General features: G+C 36.1%; 18 protein-coding genes and 2 tRNA genes. 13 read left to right on the plus strand and 7 right to left on the minus strand.

Features of this window, described 5'->3' with window-relative positions:
• The first annotated feature begins 12 nt into the window (after positions 1–12).
• The 3 genes from ubiA (at position 13) to AAV96_RS13370 (ending at position 2,769) form a co-directional block, all read left to right on the plus strand.
• Positions 13–894, plus strand: coding sequence for a 4-hydroxybenzoate octaprenyltransferase (ubiA, locus tag AAV96_RS13360; RefSeq protein ID WP_046739657.1), 882 nt, complete (start codon positions 13–15; stop codon positions 892–894).
• A gap of 104 nt (positions 895–998) precedes the next feature.
• The gene (locus tag AAV96_RS13365; protein ID WP_046739658.1) at positions 999–2,456 is read left to right on the plus strand and encodes a lipase family protein; all 1,458 of its coding nucleotides are present in this window, start codon (positions 999–1,001) and stop codon (positions 2,454–2,456) included.
• Positions 2,457–2,562: 106 nt separating this feature from the next.
• Positions 2,563–2,769: a hypothetical protein gene (locus AAV96_RS13370; RefSeq protein WP_004663100.1), complete on the plus strand. Its 207-nt coding sequence runs from the start codon at positions 2,563–2,565 to the stop codon at positions 2,767–2,769.
• Between the two features lie 21 nt (positions 2,770–2,790).
• Here AAV96_RS13370 and AAV96_RS13375 read toward each other — a convergent pair whose 3' ends face one another.
• From AAV96_RS13375 to AAV96_RS13385, 3 genes are all read right to left on the minus strand, one after another.
• The gene (locus tag AAV96_RS13375; protein WP_046739659.1) at positions 2,791–3,231 is read right to left on the minus strand and encodes a DUF2726 domain-containing protein; all 441 of its coding nucleotides are present in this window, start codon (positions 3,229–3,231) and stop codon (positions 2,791–2,793) included.
• Between the two features lie 58 nt (positions 3,232–3,289).
• Positions 3,290–3,365: transfer RNA gene (locus tag AAV96_RS13380), tRNA-Asn, on the minus strand.
• A 200-nt stretch (positions 3,366–3,565) separates the two neighbouring features.
• Positions 3,566–3,641: transfer RNA gene (locus AAV96_RS13385), tRNA-Asn, on the minus strand.
• A gap of 235 nt (positions 3,642–3,876) precedes the next feature.
• On the opposite strand from AAV96_RS13385, the gene AAV96_RS13390 reads away from it, so the two are divergent.
• On the plus strand, positions 3,877–4,308 hold the full coding sequence (locus AAV96_RS13390; protein ID WP_042862534.1) for a hypothetical protein: 432 nt from the start codon (positions 3,877–3,879) through the stop codon (positions 4,306–4,308).
• Positions 4,309–4,570: 262 nt separating this feature from the next.
• Entirely contained in the window at positions 4,571–4,990 is a 420-nt protein-coding gene (locus tag AAV96_RS13395) for a GFA family protein (protein ID WP_046739660.1), read from the plus strand.
• 68 nt (positions 4,991–5,058) lie between these two features.
• Here the strand turns inward: AAV96_RS13395 and AAV96_RS13400 are convergent, their stop codons facing one another.
• Positions 5,059–6,294, minus strand: a complete 1,236-nt coding sequence (locus tag AAV96_RS13400) for a pyridoxal phosphate-dependent aminotransferase (RefSeq protein ID WP_046739661.1) — start codon at positions 6,292–6,294, stop codon at positions 5,059–5,061.
• Positions 6,295–6,508: 214 nt separating this feature from the next.
• On the opposite strand from AAV96_RS13400, the gene AAV96_RS13405 reads away from it, so the two are divergent.
• Positions 6,509–6,688, plus strand: coding sequence for a hypothetical protein (locus AAV96_RS13405; RefSeq protein ID WP_004663092.1), 180 nt, complete (start codon positions 6,509–6,511; stop codon positions 6,686–6,688).
• A gap of 32 nt (positions 6,689–6,720) precedes the next feature.
• On the opposite strand, the gene AAV96_RS13410 is transcribed toward AAV96_RS13405, so the two are convergent.
• The 3 genes from AAV96_RS13410 to AAV96_RS13420 all read right to left on the minus strand — a co-directional run bounded on the left by AAV96_RS13410 (position 6,721) and on the right by AAV96_RS13420 (position 10,462).
• The gene (locus AAV96_RS13410; RefSeq protein WP_046739662.1) at positions 6,721–8,157 is read right to left on the minus strand and encodes a sensor domain-containing diguanylate cyclase; all 1,437 of its coding nucleotides are present in this window, start codon (positions 8,155–8,157) and stop codon (positions 6,721–6,723) included.
• Positions 8,158–8,321: 164 nt separating this feature from the next.
• Positions 8,322–9,113 (minus strand): hypothetical protein, encoded by a 792-nt coding sequence (locus AAV96_RS13415; protein WP_046739663.1) that lies wholly within the window; start codon positions 9,111–9,113, stop codon positions 8,322–8,324.
• 197 nt (positions 9,114–9,310) lie between these two features.
• The gene (locus AAV96_RS13420; RefSeq protein ID WP_046739664.1) at positions 9,311–10,462 is read right to left on the minus strand and encodes a sensor domain-containing diguanylate cyclase; all 1,152 of its coding nucleotides are present in this window, start codon (positions 10,460–10,462) and stop codon (positions 9,311–9,313) included.
• Between the two features lie 256 nt (positions 10,463–10,718).
• On the opposite strand from AAV96_RS13420, the gene uvrB reads away from it, so the two are divergent.
• From uvrB to AAV96_RS13455, 7 genes are all read left to right on the plus strand, one after another.
• Positions 10,719–12,743 carry an excinuclease ABC subunit UvrB gene (gene uvrB, locus AAV96_RS13425; protein WP_046739665.1) on the plus strand — a complete coding sequence of 675 codons (2,025 nt, stop codon included), beginning with the start codon at positions 10,719–10,721 and terminating at the stop codon, positions 12,741–12,743.
• 120 nt (positions 12,744–12,863) lie between these two features.
• On the plus strand, positions 12,864–13,448 hold the full coding sequence (locus AAV96_RS13430) for a lipocalin family protein (protein ID WP_005217444.1): 585 nt from the start codon (positions 12,864–12,866) through the stop codon (positions 13,446–13,448).
• Between the two features lie 102 nt (positions 13,449–13,550).
• Positions 13,551–14,495: an EamA family transporter RarD gene (gene rarD / locus AAV96_RS13435; protein ID WP_046739666.1), complete on the plus strand. Its 945-nt coding sequence runs from the start codon at positions 13,551–13,553 to the stop codon at positions 14,493–14,495.
• A 266-nt stretch (positions 14,496–14,761) separates the two neighbouring features.
• A complete protein-coding gene (locus AAV96_RS13440; protein ID WP_004663078.1) occupies positions 14,762–16,219 on the plus strand; it encodes a glyceraldehyde-3-phosphate dehydrogenase in 1,458 nt (485 codons plus the stop codon).
• Between the two features lie 125 nt (positions 16,220–16,344).
• Positions 16,345–16,812, plus strand: coding sequence for a hypothetical protein (locus AAV96_RS13445; RefSeq protein WP_046739667.1), 468 nt, complete (start codon positions 16,345–16,347; stop codon positions 16,810–16,812).
• A gap of 131 nt (positions 16,813–16,943) precedes the next feature.
• On the plus strand, positions 16,944–17,684 hold the full coding sequence (locus tag AAV96_RS13450; RefSeq protein ID WP_046739705.1) for a hypothetical protein: 741 nt from the start codon (positions 16,944–16,946) through the stop codon (positions 17,682–17,684).
• Positions 17,684–18,364 (plus strand): hypothetical protein, encoded by a 681-nt coding sequence (locus tag AAV96_RS13455; protein ID WP_046739668.1) that lies wholly within the window; start codon positions 17,684–17,686, stop codon positions 18,362–18,364. The genes AAV96_RS13450 and AAV96_RS13455 overlap by 1 nt, the downstream gene beginning before the upstream one ends.
• The last annotated feature ends 148 nt before the right edge of the window (positions 18,365–18,512 follow it).

The following is an 18,512-nucleotide window of genomic DNA, read 5'->3' on the forward strand; positions in this document are numbered from 1 at the left end:
TAAGGATTCATCATGGATACAGTGCAACATACGACTTGGCGACAACGTTTAGAAGCCTATTACTATTTATGCCGCTTTGATAAGCCAATCGGTACAGAGTTAGTTTTTTGGCCGACTATGTGGGCTTTGTGGATTGCTGCAAAAGGGACACCAGATATTAAGGTATTATTGCTTATGATTTTGGGTGTTATTTTTATGCGTGCAGCAGGCTGTGCGATCAATGATTTTGCTGACCGTAAAGTTGATGCGCATGTCGCACGTACAAAAACACGCCCTTTAGCTACAGGTATAATTCGTGCTCGCGAGGCTATTTTTGTATTTTTAGCTTTAGTTACTGCAAGTGCTATGTTGCTATTTTTCCTGCCGATCGAAACCTTTTATTGGTCATTTGGTGCATTATTTTTAGCGTTTATTTATCCTTTTATGAAACGCTTTACTAATTTGCCACAAGTGTTTTTAGGTGCTGCTTTTTCATGGTCAATTCCGATGGCATACACTGCGGTTGGGCAAACGCCAGATTTAACCTGTTGGCTTTTATATTTCGGTAATTTGGCTTGGACAGTAGCTTATGATACACAATATGCAATTACTGATCGTGAATATGATTTGAAAATTGGTGTGAAATCTACCGCAATTTTATTCGGTAATTACGATATACAGATAATTGGTTTATTACAGTTCATTAGCTTGTTATTAATTGGCTCGGCTTTGTATCTGGAGCATCTTTTTATACCATTTGGAATGATTGCATTACTTGTTGTTGCAGGGGATTTTGTTTATCAGGCATATAAAACTAAAGATCGAGAACCACAGATCTGTTTCTGGGCATTCCGTCACAATCGTTGGGTAGGAATGATAATTTTTCTGGGAATCTTTTTAGAATTAATGTTTTAAAATGACTTATTAGTTGAAAAGTGTCCTATACAGGGCATTTTTTTTGTGCATTAATAAAGCAGCATGTAGTTTCATGCTCAAAAACAAAGACAAAAGGATATTTTATGAAACGGTCAAAAATTGCTTTAGCAATGACATTCTCTATTTCAGCATTATTTTTAACTGCATGTAATGATAATAATGATGATTACACTGGAGTAGATTCGAGTAAAACCTATTTGTATGAAAGCAATTATGCGATTGATACGGTTAATAATGCTGCTTCGATTAAAGTAATGACGTATAACATGGCAAATGTTCAGGGTCGAACAGCAACTGCAACAGCGATGGTATTGTTCCCTAAAGTTGCTAAACCTGCAGATGGTTATCGTGTAGTCGTGTGGGAACATGGAACTGTTGGGGTGGGTGATGGTTGTGCACCTAGTAAAAATACGATTAATCCTCGCTTTAGAATTCTTGCTGATACTTTATTAGCAGCTGGATATGTGGTAATTGCACCTGATTATGAAGGGTTGGGTACTGCAGGTGTTCATCCATACCTTAATTTAAGTAGTGAAGCTAAATCCGCATTAGCTGCAGTAAAGGCTGTAAAAGACCATTATGGAAATCAGTTGAAAGGTGATTGGATGTCAATTGGTCAATCCCAAGGCGGACATGCATCACTAGGCACAGCTGAATTTGCGAATGCAGATATAAGTTATAAAGGGGCTGTAGCAGGCGCCCCTGCATCAAGTTTAGGTACTATTATTCAGATTTATATTGATCCAGCGATGAATAAAGATAGTGGCTTTAAGCTTAGTAAATTAGATCAAGCGATCACGGTACGTAGACAGATTGATGCAGCGATTGCTGCTGGTCAAATGTCTCCAAATGATCCAATGGCACTTGCAGTACCAACAATCGATCAAACTGCAGATGGTTATGCTGAATTATTAGCGTATGCAGCTTTGGCTAGTGCAGGAATTAAGGCACAGCAGCCAAACTATGATTTTAAACAAATCTTTACGTCAGGTGCGGCTGATATCGCAGAATTAGCATATGGTCGTACCGGCGATGATGGTGCATGCTTGAGTTATCCAGCTCCAGATAGCGCTAATGGATTACAGGAGAAATTTAAAGCGGGAATTTTAGCTTTCTTAGCAGACCCTACACATCAAATCACACAGTTTGGTATTGATCTAACTAAATTTAAAGAAGATGTTGTGGTGCAAAATTTCTTAGCGGCGACTCAGCCTGCAACCAATGCGACTAAAGAAAAAGTAATTAAGACACCTGTCTTACTTATTCAGGGAGAAAAAGATCAAGCGGTATTGCCAGCAGTTACGCAACTGTTAGTTAAGAATATGAAAGACAATGCTTTAAAATTCTTCCCACAAGCAGCTTATGATGAAAATTATTTATTAGATATCGTACCGAATGCAACGCATACGCAGGCGATCATTTGTAGAAATGCAAAAGCAGTGGAGTTTATTCAAAAATATATGTCAGCAGGTACGGGTATTGTGCTGACTGATGCTCAAAAAGATGCGAGTCAAAACGCTCAGTGTACAGGTAAGTTTTAAGCTTTTATTTAGATCATAGCTTTCAAAAAAGAGTCTCTCCATAGAGGCTCTTTTTTGTTATATTGTTACATTAAGATGAGTTGTGTTATTGAAATCTGGATCATTTATGAGTCAACAATCTACTGAAAAGAAGTCAGTACCTTGGTTATTAATGGGTTTGGGGTTACTCATCCCGATCTTTATTGTAGGAATGGCTTTCCTAGCTGCAAAAAGTGATGCGGAAACCAAGAAAAAATATGATCAACAACATGCAGAAATTGCAAAGAAATTTGAAAAACAGAAAAATGCTGAATCAGCAATTAAGTCTGAATAATCCTTAATTAAGAAATTTGATTTATCGAATGTCCATCTGTAATTGTTTTACAGATGGAATTTGAGTATATCGATGCACTTTGTATCCTGCTTCTAAAAGCATTTGATCGCGTTTTTTGTCTTCTAATTCTTTTCCAATATGACTTGGATCATCAAGTTCGATGATTGCTAATACATTCATTTCTTTGTCTAAGATCACGAAATCAGTCACTTTTCGATTGAATTGACTACGAATTTTATAATGGTCGCTGGTAATTAAAGCACTGAAAGCGACTTGTGTAAGGATGTGATTGTTAGGAAATGCCTGTTGTAGCCTCGTGAACATCTTTGATTCAAATGTGGTAATGACAGGGCGAGCAAAAAACTTCTGCTGGGGTAGAAAAGAACGTAGGCAACTAATTAAAAGTAATACTGTGCTAATCAAGCCAATAAGCAAGAAGATAATCTGATTAGATGCAAACATATTTATTATCAATACATGAATAAAAAACCCACTCAATAAGAGTGGGTTTTTAGAATTTTGGCTCTCCCACCTGGGCTCGAACCAGGGACCTGCGGATTAACAGTCCGTCGCTCTACCGACTGAGCTATGGGAGAATCTGGATAGGCATTCTATGCATGAATAGAGATGTGGTCAAGAGCTGAATAATAAAAAAATTAAATATTGATTTGATTGTACTTTTTATCAGCATTTTTATAAATTTAATGGATAGGATACTTTGTTTTTAGTAGGAGCTAGGGTGAATTTTGGTCAATAAAAAAGCCCATATCATACTGGATATAGGCTTTTTTGAATTTGGCTCTCCCACCTGGGCTCGAACCAGGGACCTGCGGATTAACAGTCCGTCGCTCTACCGACTGAGCTATGGGAGAATCTGAATGCCATTATAGGCAGCTTTTAAAATCGGTCAAGCTAAAAGTGTCATGTTTCTTTCATTTTTTTACTGTATGCTTTTTATTTGCACAATTATGGCGAAATCGGAAAAATAACTTGAACTTTGATCAGGCTGTTGTTAGATTCGAAACAGAAAAGTGTTTAGATTTTTATCTAGACAGTGTGGATTTAACCCAACTTGCCAGCACTAAAATGGCTAAATCGGAGGTCAAAATGACTATTCTTAGCATTCAATCTATTTTTTCAAATTTATCTTTTTATCAAGATCATTATCTTGAAATCATTCAAGATCCTGAGCAATATTACACATCAGTTGAAAACTGCTTTTTGAATACATTTCCATTTAAGCAACAAGCTCTATTTCTAGGCGATTTATTGCAACTTTGGTTTGGTGATAAATGGAAAATCCAAAACGCTAAAAATTTATTGACGCAGAAAAATGTATTAACGGTGAATGAGCATTTGCCTTTGTACTTATTTCAGCTCGGTGGAGAGCTTATTTTGGGTGCAAATACGGCACTGGCTTGGTCAGTTGCAGAAAATAAAATTGTAGCTGTGCAAGTGAAGAGTATTTGGCAATATGCTGTTTTTAGTCACTTATGCTCACGACCAAAAAACTTTCATGAAAATAAAGCGATTGCATGAAGTCATAGTAAGAATAAATCTACAGCATAAAATTAAGGGGCGTATATATATGTCACTGTATAATTTTTAATATTATCGCCCTTATTTTTGTATCAATCTAAATCAAGCTGATGTGTATGAAGTAAAAGAAATAGATTATTTTTTGAAGTATCTTATCAATATAAAATTATGTTGCAGAAATTATTAATTATTAAATTCAATCTTTGTTTTATTCTATTCTACAATTAATTGATAACAATTTTGAATAAAAGGTAAATTTATAATGAAAGGGCAATGTGTTTGTGGTGAAACCACATTTGAAGTTGAATTAAGCAATCATGACGTACATGCCTGTCACTGCTCAATTTGTCGTCGACAGACCAGTGGTGTGATTATGACGATTGATGTGAAACAGGGCAGCTTAAAATTTTTAAAACAAGACCATCTCTCTATCTATAATTCATCGGCTTGGGGCGAGCGTGGGTTCTGTAATTCTTGTGGCACAAATTTATTTTGGCGGACTAAAGATCAGAGTTATTGCAATATTAATGCTTTTGCATTGAATGAGTCACCTCAAGATTTGAATTTTGATTTGGAAATCTATATTGATAGTAAGCCTGAGTTTTACGCATTTCAAAATGCAACGAAGAAGATGACTGAAGCTGATGTAGTTGCTTTATTTAATGCAGAAGCGAAAGAATAAATTTTTAGCTGATTCATAAAGACAAAAAAGAAGCTTCATTAAGAAGCTTCTTTTTTTCGCAACTCAGATTATTGAGAGGCTTTTTCTGCTGCAATCGAAGCAATTGCGGCATCAACGCCATCAATTGAGTCTGCTGCTTTTTTAATACGCGCCAAAGCATCAACTAATACATCATCAGCAGTTGCATAAGAAATACGCATAAAACCACCTAAACCAAAAGCGTCACCTGGTACAACAGCTACACCAGTTTCTTCAAGCAACCATTCAGAGAATTCTGTGCAAGATTTTAAACCTTTGGCACGAATTAATGGACGGATATTGGCATAGGCATAGAATGCGCCATCAGCAGGTAGGCAAGAAATACCGTTAATTTCATTTAAGCCATTTACCACAAGGTCATGACGGCGTTTAAACGCTTCAATCATTGGTTTTAATACATCTTGCGGACCGTTCAATGCTGCTTCTGCCGCAACTTGAGAAATTGAAGTTGGGTTAGATGTCGATTGAGATTGAATATTTTTCATCGCACCAATTAGTTTTGCTGGACCAGCAGCATAACCAATACGCCAACCTGTCATTGCATACGCTTTTGATACGCCATTAAGGACAATTGTACGATCATATAAGTCAGGTGCAATTGTTGCGATGTTATAGAACTCATCTTCCCAACGAATTGGTTCGTACATGTCATCAGAAGCAATGAATACTTGTGGATGACGACGAAGTACCTCAGCCAAAGCTTCTAATTCAGCTTTGGTATAAATCATACCTGTTGGGTTAGAAGGGCTGTTTAATACAAGTAAACGAGTATTAGGTGTAATAGCAGCTTCCAATTGTTCTGGTGTGATTTTGAAGCGTTGTTCTTCACCACATTTCACAATAACAGGCGTACCTTCAGCAATGATTACCATATCTGGATAGCTTACCCAGAATGGCGCAGGAATGATTACTTCATCACCCTTGTTTAACAAAGCAAGTGCCAAGTTAAAGAAACTTTGTTTACCACCACAAGATACTAAAATCTGATTAGGTTGGTAGTCTAAGTTATTATCACGTTTTAATTTTGCAATAATTGCTTTTTTTAAACTTGGAGTACCGTCTACAGCTGTGTATTTTGTAAAGCCTTTATTAATCGCTTCAATTGCAGCATCTTTGATATGTTGAGGGGTATCAAAGTCTGGTTCGCCAGCACCTAAACCAATCACGTTTTTACCAGCAGCTTTAAGCTCAGCAGCTTTGTTGGTTACTGCAAGTGTAGGGGACGGTTTGATGGCATTGACACGATCAGAGAGACGTACGTCCACGGCATTATTCCTTCTTATGGGATTAGAAAATAAAAAAGCAGCTCATTTTAGCTTAAATCGATTTATTTGTGGCTGAAACTTACCTTGATTGAATAAAAAGTTACCAAATTATAGGTTTAGGTCGTACAGTACTTTTTTACATATTTTATTTTTAGCAAAATAATAAAAATCTATTACAATGGGCGCTAGAAATTTAAATTTCGAGAGAATTTCAATGACTGCGCAACAACCTAAAGCCAAGAAAGCTTTAGTCAAATTACCTTTCCCTATGCCATCTACTCAGGATGATTGTGAGGATGCTACGCATAATCAGGTGCGACCAAAACCTGAGCAATATGCAGATCGTACTTGGATGCCACCACGTGGTACTCGTCGTTCGATGGGTAAACGCTAATTTAAATAAAAAACAGGCAATATGCCTGTTTTTTATTTCTTTGGCATTTCTTGATAATATTTTTTTTTCATTTGATACATGTGATGATCTGCACGTTTTAGCATATCTTCGACTTGCTCATTTTCTTTTGTTGTGGCATGCCCAATCGCAATAATAATAGGATGACTTGAGTAATATTGATTATCTATATTAAAAAGTTCCTGAATAGTTTGTAGCATCATCAATACATTCGCTTCATCTGCACCCGGCATTAAAATCACAAACTCGTCGCCACCGATTCGAGAAGCTGTATAAGCCGTATTTGTAATTGCTTGATTTAAGACATGACCTACACGACGTAATAAACCATCACCAATATCGTGACCAAGTTGATCATTAGTTTCTTTTAAACCATTCATGTCTAAAAAAATTGAAGAAACAGGGCGGATAATGCTGCGATTTAAACGATTAAGCTCTTCAGTAAAGAAAGCACGATTATAAAGCTTGGTTAGTACATCATGCTGACCTAAATATTCGAGATAATTTTCAGCTTTCTTTCTTGCAGTAATATCTGTAAGAGCTACCTGTACCAATCCCCAAGTTTCTTCATACCCTGGGAATACGGTAAATTGCAGTAAGACATTTCTAATTTGTCCATCTAATGCATAGTTGATAGCTTCACGTTTGTGGTGAATATTTCCTTGCCATAGTTCAATCAGTTGTTCTCTAAATGTTTCCACCATCTCTTCGGTAAAAATTTTATGGGTATTTTTTAGTAGAGTCTCTTTGTCTGGGGCTTTAAATAAAGCGAGAGTCGCCTGATTGACATCTAAAATTAAAATATCTTCTATACATTGACGAACAAATTCAGGATGTACATCTAAAAAAGTCCTAAAGTCTTCAATACCTAATAGCCTAAGCTGATCAATTCTGTTTTTAATACGGCTAAAATCTTCAACCCAAAGAGAGGTGGGAGAGTAGATAAACATAGATTCAGCTAAGCGACGATTTTTTTCTTCCTGACGGAGTGCATTTTGATAAGGAGTAATATCTTCGGTAGTAATTAATACCCGTTCAAAAGTAGATTCAGAACCAGGTAAAATGGCCCCTCTTAACTGAACATCAATACGTTTGCCTGATAAGGTGTAATTCACGGTGGTGCTTGAAAAATAGGTTTTACCATTCCACAATGCTTCAAGTTCATAAATATGGGATTCAAACATTTCTTTTTTAAAAATAAGATTTAAATTGGCACATAACTCTTCTTGGTTTTTTGCTTCAAAAAGTTCTAAAGTTTTTTGATTAACACAAATAATTTTAATTTTATGAGCACATTCGATAACTAAGTGTTTATTTAGATTTAAAAATTCATGGAGGTTTTCAATTCCTTGCTTTCTCCATAAATCAAATTGTTGTTTAACTTCACTGAAGTCTTCAATCCACATTGGAATTGGAGTTAAGTCAAAAATTGAAGAATCTAAAGTTTCCATACGTTTCTTTTAAGTATTCAGTTTGCCTTAAAGTATAATGAGAAAAATTAAGATTTGGAAAATAATCAATTTAAATTTGTTGGAATAAGAATATTAACTATAAGCAAAACAAAATAATGAGAAAGCAGAATTTATCTGCTTCACTCATAAAATATCAAAATAAATTAACGGTTGATGGGATGCTGTATTTCCAGTTCACCACGCCAGAGTTTCATGAAGTCATATTCATCAATATCATAGAGTTCCATTAAGGCAATAACTGTACTGACGAAAATCATGGCACCTTCAGAGTTGTTCTGAAAATTGAAAATTTTTCCATTCAGTTTTCCCAAAATGTCACTGATTTCATGCTCACGTCCACGCCCATAGCGATCACGCGGATAAAGTTCTTCATTAAGTACAATTAACGCGATGGCTTTTTCTGACGGGCTTAGTTTTGTTTGTTCTAAAGCTTCCTCAAAAGATTCATATCCATGATTAAAATAAAAAATAACTTCATCGCAAATGAAACTATGAACCATTTGCGCAGTTAGATCTGGAAATTGCGAAACAGCATCATCCTCGATGTAAGGTCGAAAAGATTCTGGAAAAATCACATTCGAATGAATTCCTTTGAATAAAGGGGCAATTTCAGAAACTTTATATCCTGCGATACCACAGCCCAATGCAGTTAAAAAATATTTCACTTTGGGATGATTTTTAGCATAAATTTTAAAATCATCGACATAGTGCTCTATTTGAGAAAGTGGCATTTGCTGGATATGTTCATTTAATGTTGGAATAGCAAAACTTTGCCCAGCCCAACCTCGTCCGACACCGTTAACTGCTGCGAAATGTTGTGCAGCGACACGTGCTGCGCCATTATCATGTATTCCAGCTAAATTACTACCAAAAACAAATACGGTATCTTCAGGAAGTTCAGTGACAATAGTTTCATCGTGATATTGATAAGACATATTTTTTATCATTCAAATATATATTGATCTCATGTTGCAACCGATTGAATAAGGGGTCAATAGTGCTTTAGATTTTTCTTATCGTTATTTCTTGATGCTGTTTTTATTCTTCTTGATGGTGCAAGCGATTTTATTGTAGATGGAACTTAAAAGGATAGGGGGTACATTGAAACAAGTTTTAGCTATGAGTTTGTAAATTAGAGCATTAAATCAAAAGAGATCTGATTTCGACCATTGGTTTTTGCTTGATAGAGTAAATCATCTGCACGTTGTAACGCGTATTCAATATCATGCACATTATGAATATGGGTTAGACCATAACTTGCTGTCATTTTAATTTGATAATTCGTAAAAGTTGTCTGTTCTAGCAATGTCTTATAATGTTCGATGCGCATCAGGGCAGCAGCAGCATCTTCTGCGATGAATAAACAAATAAACTCTTCACCACCAAAACGAGCGATAAGATCTTCGGCTTGTTTATCTTTCAGCATCATTTGGCTAACACCATATAAAATCTGGTCGCCAATATAATGTCCCCAAGTATCATTAATGCTTTTAAAATGATCCAGATCGAGACTCACGAGAAAATATGATTGTGAGGTAAATGACAAGGATGCAGTTTTTTCAAAAAAACCACGACGATTGAGTAGATGGGTCAAAGGATCATGTAAGCGATCGTTATTGAGGTGATAAACGACATCTTTAATTGCACAGCCACTTAACACAATTGCAAATAGGATATTTAAAATAATATTGATAGACATCCCTAATAACCACCAATTAGAGGAGGTTAATGCAATGTGATTGTGATCAATATTATCTAAAAAAAAGAAATTTATTGTGGCTCTAACAAATGAGTAGAGAACGTTAATAAAATAGAAAATGAACACCCAACGATCGAAAGAGCGGCTGTTAGAGAGTTGACGGAATAAATCAGGAAAAACCAATACGCCAATACTTCCTAAAGCAATATTGAGAATCACTAGGCGCAGCCATATTTGTGGCGCTATATAGGAATAATAGGTCAGGGCGATCAGGGCAGAGAAAAAAATTAAAAAAGCAATTCTATGCTGAAAGGTGGTGTTTAGTTTTAAACTAATTGCATAAGCACCAATCCAACTTCCTAATAAATATAAAACGGATGTAAATGGTGCAGCTAAGGTGAGTTGAGGATTTGACATTAAACATTGAGCAAACAATGCAATAGAGGGAATGGTATATGCCAATCCAATCCATAATAAAAAAATATCAGCCTTAAAAAAAAGACGGCAGCAAGTAAATGCCAAACCAATAAAAAACAGGCAACTGGGGACAATTAATATAAAATATTGCGCATTGAGTGAATTCACAGCAATTTTTCTAAATTCTTGATATTTTTGAAAGGTGTAGATTAATGTGCTTTTATATATGAATTCAACACACTTAAACGAAAATATCAAAATAATTGAGTAAAAACTCTAGCTTACTCATATTTTTTTATTAATTGGTAAATAATTTATATGTATTTACGATTGGCATAATATTTTATAGTGAAATACATAAAAGTGATTGTAAATTGAGTCAATTGCCTCCATCAATAAGGCATCGATTGAAAAGGGTATTCTTGTGAGCGAAAACCAACCTTTTGAATTAGTCACCAATTATCAACCTGCTGGTGATCAACCACAAGCGATTGAGAAGTTAGTTAATGGCATTGAGCATGGTCTTCGTAATCAGTTACTACTTGGAGTGACGGGTTCTGGTAAAACCTATACGATGGCGAATGTGATTGCACAAACACAGCGTCCAACGATTGTTATGGCACACAACAAAACGCTTGCTGCACAGCTTTATGGTGAGTTCAAAGCTTTTTTCCCGAATAATGCAGTTGAGTATTTCGTCAGTTATTACGATTACTATCAACCAGAAGCCTATGTGCCATCATCCGATACCTTTATCGAAAAAGACTCAGCAATCAACGACCACATTGACCAAATGCGTCTTTCTGCAACGCGTGCTTTATTAGAGCGTCGTGATGCCATTATTGTCGCTTCAGTTTCTGCGATTTATGGTTTGGGTGATCCGAATGCCTATATGCAAATGCTATTGCATATTGTGCAAGGCGATCGCGTTAGCCGTGATGAAATCATTCGCCGTTTGGTCGAAATGCAATATACCCGTAATGAATTGGAGTTCTTGCGTGGTACTTATCGTATTCGTGGAGAAATTATTGATATTTTCCCTGCTGAGTCGGATAAAGATGCGATTCGAGTAGAGTTATTTGATGATGAGGTTGATTCGATTCGTTGGTTTGACCCATTGACAGGAAAATTGGTGCGTAAAGTGCCACGTGTGACGATTTATCCGAAAAGTCATTATGTTACCCCAAAAGATCATTTAACTCGTGCGATTGATACCATTAAAGATGAATTAAAAGATCAGCTTAAATTTTTCAAGGATCATGACAAATTACTGGAAGCACAACGTATTGAACAGCGTACCCGTTATGATTTAGAGATGATGCAACAGTTGGGTTATACCAATGGCATTGAAAACTATTCACGTCACCTTTCAGGTCGAGGGGCAGGCGAAGCGCCGCCGACTTTATTTGATTATATCCCTGAAGATGCCTTGTTGATCATTGATGAATCGCATGTGACGGTTCCTCAAATCGGTGCGATGTATAAAGGTGACCGTTCACGTAAAGAAAATTTGGTGAATTATGGTTTCCGCTTACCAAGTGCTTTGGATAACCGTCCAATGAAATTTGAAGAGTGGGAGCGAATTGTTCCGACCACGGTTTTTGTGAGTGCAACGCCTGCACATTACGAATTGGAAAAGTCAGAGCAAATCGTTGAGCAGGTAGTTCGTCCAACAGGCTTGATTGATCCTGAAATTGAAGTACGTCCAGTATTAACTCAAGTCGATGATGTACTTTCTGAAATTAATATTCGTAAACAATTAAATGAACGTGTCCTTGTGACAACTTTGACTAAACGTATGGCAGAAGATTTAACCTCATACTTGAAAGAATATGGCGTTAAAGTGGCTTATCTGCACTCTGATATTGATACGGTTGAGCGCGTCAAAATTATTCACGAACTACGTACTGGTGTACATGATGTATTGGTCGGGATTAACTTGTTGCGTGAAGGTCTGGATATGCCGGAAGTGTCTTTGGTTGCAATCTTAGATGCGGATAAAGAAGGCTTCCTGCGTTCAGAGCGTTCATTGATTCAAACCATTGGTCGTGCAGCACGTAATGTGAAAGGTAAAGCGATTTTATATGCGGATCGTATTACTGATTCGATGCGTAAAGCGATGGACGAAACAGATCGTCGTCGTAACAAACAAATTGAATTTAATGAATTACATGGTATTACCCCACGTAGTGCTGTGCGTCAAGCAATTAAAGAAATCGATACGGGTGAAGTGCTCAGTGATGATGAAATTGATGAAAAAGTGTTAGAGCAAGCGCAGAGTATCAGTGCTGATGAACAGCATTTGTTATCTGATCCAAAACTGTTTGCCAAGCATATTACCAAGCTTGAAAAAGAGATGTTAAAAGCCTCTAAAGAGCTTCAGTTTGAGCAGGCAGCTAGATTGCGAGATGAGATCGTTCGTCTCAAAGCCCATATGTTGCAATCGTAATCTAGCAGAGAAATCCTCAAAAGGGATACATATCGCAACAATCTTTGTTTATAAAATAGGCTATGTTGAAAAGCTAAATATATGACTATTGATAACAAATTTCTGTTTTGAGGATTTCCCATGCCGCTGATTAAGAATTTCCCTAAAGCAAGTTGGCGTTTAACAAAAATTGCAATTGGTGGAGTGGTCTTAACTGGACTGGCTGTAGGAACGATTGCTTATGCACAATCAAAGTCTTTACCTACAGTTGAAAAAGTAGAATTGGATAAATATTTAGGTGTTTGGTATGAAGTTGCTCGTAAGCCAATGTTCTTTGAGCGTAAATGCGCTTATAACGTGACAGCAACTTATACGTTAAACGAAAATGGCAATATTGTTGTTGATAACAAATGTTATGACGGTGAAGGTAATTTACAACACAGTTTAGGTGAGGCGTTTGTTGCGAATGCGCCTTTTAACACCAAATTAAGAGTGAGCTTTTTACCTGAAGGCGTGCGTTGGATTCCTGTTGCACGCGGAGATTACTGGGTTTTAAAGCTTGATGAAGATTATCAAACAGTATTGGTTGGAGAACCGAGCCGTAAATATTTATGGGTACTTTCTAGAACGCCTAATCCGAAGAAAGAAACAGTTCATGAATATTTAAATTATGCTAAATCCTTGGGGTATGACATCGGTGACGTGATTTATCCAGAACATCGTTAAATCAGCTATACTTATTTAAAACCATGCTTGCATGGTTTTTTTATTTTTATATAGTGGATAATTCACGTTTTAAGATACATCCCAAATGCTTCTGAGGTCAAAATGTTAAAAGGCATCGCTTATTCAGTTTTGGCTTCTGTCACCTTTGGGATTCTGTATTTTTACACTCAATTACTGGGTGCGTTAGATAGTGAACAAACTTTTGGGTGGCGAATTATTGCCACAATTCCATTTTTGACTTTATTTATGTGGTTTAGTGGTGACTTGACCCATATCAAAACTATATTTAATCGAATCATAGCAAAGCCTACTTTATTAGTGTTTCTAATGATCACTTCCGTACTGACCTCAGCACAATTATGGTTGTTTTTATGGGGGCCAATTCACGGAAGAGGTCTACAAGTTTCTTTGGGTTATTTCCTTTTGCCTTTGGTGTTAGTCCTTGCTGGTAGTTTTCTCTATGGAGAAAGATTATCTAAATTTCAATATATTGCTGTGCTGTTGGCTGGATTTGGTGTAGCACATGAAATTTGGCGCTTAGGTACAATAGCTTGGGAAACTGCTTTTGTTGCTTTAGGTTATGCAGCTTACTTTATTCTTCGTAAAAAAATTCAAACGGACAACTTAGGTGGTTTTTGGTGGGATTTATTCTTGATCCTGCCAATTGCGATTTTCTTTACTCAGACAGGTGAAACTCCATATTTAAAGTTTTTAGAGCATCCTAGTTTGGGAGTTGTGGTTCTAGGTTTAGGTTTGTTGAGTGCGATTGGCCTAGGAAGTTATATTTTAGCAAGTCGCTATTTACCCTTAATTATTTTTGGTTTACTAGGGTATTTGGAGCCTGTTTTATTGGCATTGGCATCGTTGGTGCTTGGTGAAAAAATCAGCTCAGGTGAATGGTTAACTTATATTCCAATTTGGTTGGCAGTATTGGTATTGGTAATTGAAGGAGCATGGCATCTGTATCAACAACGACAGCGTAAGCAGCATTTACATCTAAATGTGAAACAATATTCAAAGCGAATCAATTTTGATGATCAAAGTTAAAGTTTAGGAATTGATTACAAACAAGAGAAAGCTATCAATAAAACTGCTATGAGAATGATTTAAATTACACGTATTGTGATGATTGAAAAAGACTTTTACCTAAAATCACAAAAATAATTATAGGTATTTTATGAATTTATAGTGAATTAGGACAAAATCTTAGCTCAATTAACAGCTTTTGATTCAATCTTGATGATAATTCCATTACAATTATGGCGTTTTAAAAATTCACGCCCAGTATAGATATTAAATTTGAGGACGTAACTGTGAGCAAAGACACTATCGTTGCCCTACACGCAGAACATCAAGGCCGTTGGAAAAACCGTGAAGAAATCGCGGAACGCATGATTGCTTTGATTGGTCAATTATACCGTGAGAAAAATATTGTTGTTTCTGTTTACGGTCGTTCTTTAATAAACCGTTCAGTGATTCAAATTTTAAAATCACATCGCCGTACACGTATGCTTGACGTAGAACTTTCAGTTGTTCATACCTTCCCAATTTTGGAAGCGTTAATGAAAATTGAAAACATTGGTTCTGCTGAAGTAGACATCGGTAAACTTGCTGTTGAATATAAAAATCAAGGTGGCGATGTAGATGCATTTGTTGCAAATGCCGTTGCTTCGATTCAAGGTAAAGCAAAATCTGAACAACCTAAAGATGTCGTTCTTTACGGTTTTGGTCGTATTGGTCGTATTTTGGCCCGCTTAATCATCAGCCAATCTGGTTTAGGTCGTGGTTTAAGCCTTAAAGCAATCGTTGTTCGTAAATCATCTGATGGTGACTTAGCAAAACGTGCTTCATTATTACGTCGTGATTCTATTCACGGTACTTTTGACGGTACAATTTCTGTTGATGAAGAAAACGAAGCAATCATTGCAAACGGTCAATTCATTAAAGTGATCTATGCTTCAAGCCCAAGCGAAGTGGATTACACCGCTTATGGTATTGAAAATGCGCTTCTTATCGACAATACAGGTAAATGGCGTGATGCTGAAGGTCTAAGCCAACACCTGAAATGTGCAGGTATTGCACGTGTGGTATTGACTGCACCAAGTAAAGGCGAGATGAAGAACGTTGTATATGGCGTAAACAACACAGATATCTTAGATGAAGACAAAATCATCTCTGCTGCAAGCTGTACTACAAACGCAATTACACCTGTATTAAAAGTTTTAGATGACAAATACAAAGTATTAAATGGTCATGTTGAAACAGTTCACTCATTCACAAACGACCAAAACTTAATTGATAACTATCACAAGGCTGACCGTCGTGGTCGTGCTGCGACATTGAACATGGTTATCACTGAAACTGGTGCTGCGAAAGCGGTTGCGAAAGCATTACCAGGTCTTAAAGGCAAGTTAACAGGTAACTCTGTACGTGTTCCTACGCCAAACGTTTCACTTGCAATCTTGAACTTAAACTTAGAGAAAGAAGTTGATCGTGAAGAAGTGAATGAATACATTCGTCAAATCTCGATTAATTCTAGCCTACAAGGTCAAATTGGTTATACAAACTCGACTGAAGTTGTATCAAGTGACTTTATTGGTTCACGCACTGCAGGTGTGTTTGATGCGCAAGCAACAATCACTTCTGGCACACGTTTAACAGCGTATGTTTGGTACGATAACGAAGTGGGTTATAGCTGCCAAGTATTGCGTATCGCTGAACAAATGTGTGGCGTAAGTTATACAAAAATTCCAGCTGAAACAAATGCATAATTTGTGAAAGTTGAAAAAAGGAGCTGATTTAAAGCTCCTTTTTTTATGCTTAGGTATATCTAAAATATTGTATTTTAATTTACCGTATGTTTAATTATGCTTCTAATAAATAAAAGTGCTTCATAATGAAAAAATATATATTCACTATTTTAGTTGCAAGTATCAGCATGCATATACAAGCAAATCCTCAAGCTTTTGATTTAACGCCAGTTTTACAAGATCGTTATGAAAAAGATTGTGCAGTTCGCTCTGATTATGACTTATATAAATTTCCTGATATTTCGAAAAAACTACAAGCCTATGTGGTTAAGAATGAATTGGAAGAAGAACCTGCCTTTGTTAGTAATGTTTTTATATTGAAAAATGTGGAATATCGGGGTGTACCCGTTACTAAGATAGAGTTCTCGTATGGGAATCTAGCTAAACAAGTGAATCAAGCTTTATATTTCGATCTTTCAACCGCAAAAGCGAAACAGAGCTTTAGTAAAATTCAATTTAAGCGTAAGCAAACTAAAGCAGATGCAAGTCTAGACATTACCAAAGAGGGGAATATGACATCTGTATATTGCTCTTGGACAGATCAAAAAAACTAGATACCGACTTTGGGGATATTTAAAACACGAATATTCCTTATTAATCTTAATCGTACAAAATAAGGGCTGAACAAGATAGATAAATGAATGAAAATAACTGCATAGGAAAATAGTTCGATAGGGATATGCCATTGTTGCAGTTGAAGCGTTTATTTGCAGTTTTTGCTCTTATTGTTGTCGCAAACTTATGTGGTGTATATATTGCCATGTGGGTATTTAAACATTTTAATATTTATATTCCATTGAAAAATCAAGATGTCGCAATTGATTTACAGGAACCCCTACAAGTAAGCGTAAAGGTTAAAGATGCTTTAAATGTCGATGTAAATGGGCGCGTTGATGCAAAAATTCCAATTGATGAGCAACTCAATGTTCCTTTAACTCAAACACTCACCCCCCGAGTTTATTTTGATAACTTAGTTCCAATTAGTACTACAATTCCTGTAAAAGAAACCATTAAAGTAAATCAAAGTTTACCGATTGATACCAAGGTTCAAGTCAAGATTTTGGGTCAGGATGTCACTTTACCTTTAAAGGGTTCAATTCCATTAAATTTAGATGTTCCAATTGATATTCAAGTACCATTACAACGGAAAGTACATTTAAAATTCGATGCACCTGTTCGCACTGTTTTGAAAGAAAACTTAAATATTCCTTTGAAAGCTCAGCTAAATGCTAATATTCCAATTCAAGGAAAATTAAATGTCCCGATTACATCGGAACTTAATGCTTCGGTAGATGTGAAAAATACGTTGCCAGTAAAAATCGCGAAGGGAGAGCTGAAGATTCCTTTATCAACAATGCGTTTAAATCGGATTGAAGACCAGCACGTAGTAGTACCTAATACACAGCAACCTATTAAAGGTGAATGATGCTGATGATGAAATCTATTAAGAGTTTATTGATTAGCTTTGTCATACTCACGATTTTGGTTGCAATCTTGTTTTGGTTTTATCTTAATATCCAAGCATCGCTGATTGTTTCTGCTCAGCAAACTGATATTCGTTTGCCAGCATCTCTTGCCACTAAAATTCAAGTCGGTGAACATTTACGTGTCCGATCCGAAGGGATGTTAAAAACTGCTGTTTCTATTGATCGAAATTTACAGTTGCCTTTAAAAGGTAAATATTTGGCTGACTTAAGTTTTGAAGTAGAAACACCGATTACTGTGAACATCAATTATGAAACGATGTTAAAAGTTGATGAAGTGATGCCTGTTCAGACCACGACGGATTTAATTTATCAGAGCAAATTATTGCCAAAATTTCCTCTAAAACTAGATGTCCCTGTGAAATTGGATATTCCATTTCAACTTAAACGTAGTTATACCATTCCTGTAAAAATAGTATTTAATGGGCCTGTTTACTTTGCATTTGATGAATCAGTAAATTTGCCGATTAAACATGAGTTTAAAACGAATTTTTATATGAATGATGCGATTAATATGAGCAATATTTCATCTTTTAATGCACTTATGTTTAATTCGGTTCAACAGACCAAAGCAAATTTAGATATGCAAATGGATTTGCCATTAAAGAATGTGCATCCTTAATTTTTGAGATATTTGAATTATATCTTGAGTAATTGGTTAAATTCTAAATTTCATATTACTAGGTGTAATATTTACTAAATACTGAATTTCTTCAACATTTGCACAGAATTCATTTGTTGTTTAATAAAATTCATGCAGAGCTGAGTAA

It is taken from the genome of Acinetobacter sp. AG1 (assembly GCF_001005525.1).
GTDB classification, from domain to species: Bacteria; Pseudomonadota; Gammaproteobacteria; order Pseudomonadales; family Moraxellaceae; genus Acinetobacter; species Acinetobacter modestus.